This window comes from Moorena sp. SIO4A1 (genome assembly GCF_010672065.1).
GTDB lineage: Bacteria > Cyanobacteriota > Cyanobacteriia > Cyanobacteriales > Coleofasciculaceae > Moorena.
In genome coordinates, this window is sequence record NZ_JAAHHX010001023.1 from 1 (window position 1) to 1,074 (window position 1,074).

Here is a 1,074-nt window from a genome sequence, read left to right on the forward strand (position 1 = left end):
TAAGGGGCGTCCATTACCGGAAGAGTCTCAACCAACTCCTGATAGCTTGGAGCAGAAACCTCAGGAGTTGTCATCAACTGTACCTGATCAAAGCTTTACCACGGAATCTGTGAATGGTCAAGTGCCATCCACCAGTAATACGGTGGCTACAGATACAACACAGACTAATACTACGGTGGCTACAGATACAACACAGACTAATAATACACAGACTAATAATACACAGACTAATAATACACAGACTAATAATACACAGACTAATACTACAGAAACTATTGAAGCTGAGACGACGGCGGAGTCGCAGACAGAATCACCAGCTCCGAAGACTCAGCCTACTGTTCATGGGCAGGGGAGCTTGAACCGATTACTGGATACTCTGTTTCCCTATAATCAATCTTTTAATAGTCCTAGCAAAGATACATAGTAGGTCTGAATTGGGTTAATGGGAGTCGGGAGTCGGGAGTCGGGAGTCGGGAGTCGGGAAAAAATGCTGTGGATAGGATTAGTATGGCGCTAGATAAACTAGATTTGCGATTTTGCGATTTTGCGTTCGCGTAGCGTGACATTCGGTCAATCGCATAGTAGCTCCCCAGACCGATCCCTTGTTTGCGATCGCATAAAAATTCCATAGACCGATCCCTTGTTTGCGATCGCTTAGCGTGACTTTCAGTCAATCCCGTAGCGTGACCAAAGGTCAATCCCATAAAAATTCCCTAGACCCAGGCTAGCTTGAGGTTAGGTCATTTTTTAAGGCTTCTGGCACATTAATCGCTTCGTCCAACCCTTGCACGTTCTCCCACTTGGTGTCCTCATTCCAGGAAATGTTTTCAAGGTCTGCCCCCGTGAGGTTTGCCTGTCTGAGGTCTGCACCTGTGAGGTCTGCCGAGCTGAGGTCTGCCTGTCTGAGGTATGTATATCTGAGGTCTGCACCTGTGAGGTCTGCCGAGCTGAGGTCTGCCTGACTGAGGCATGCAGATCTGAGGTCTGTATATCTGAGGTATGCCCCAATTGTGATGATAAAATTCCAACACTCTGTCGTATTGCTGTAGTTAATAATGTGAAGCAATCGCTGAC

At 46.7% G+C, this 1,074-nt stretch carries 3 protein-coding genes; 1 reads left to right on the top strand and 2 read right to left on the bottom strand.

Going from position 1 to position 1,074, the window contains the following annotated elements:
* Positions 1-424 (top strand): hypothetical protein (locus F6K53_RS44955; RefSeq protein ID WP_293087593.1); only part of this gene is annotated, 424 nt, incomplete at its 5' end.
* Here F6K53_RS44955 and F6K53_RS44960 read toward each other — a convergent pair.
* Together F6K53_RS44960 and F6K53_RS44965 are read right to left on the bottom strand one after the other, a co-directional pair.
* Positions 408-704, bottom strand: a complete 297-nt coding sequence (locus F6K53_RS44960) for a hypothetical protein (RefSeq protein ID WP_293087596.1) — start codon at positions 702-704, stop codon at positions 408-410. The two genes, F6K53_RS44955 and F6K53_RS44960, sit on opposite strands and share 17 nt — an antisense overlap.
* Positions 705-724: 20 nt before the next feature.
* On the bottom strand, positions 725-1,074 hold a 350-nt coding region (locus F6K53_RS44965), incomplete at its 5' end, for a pentapeptide repeat-containing protein (RefSeq protein WP_293087599.1).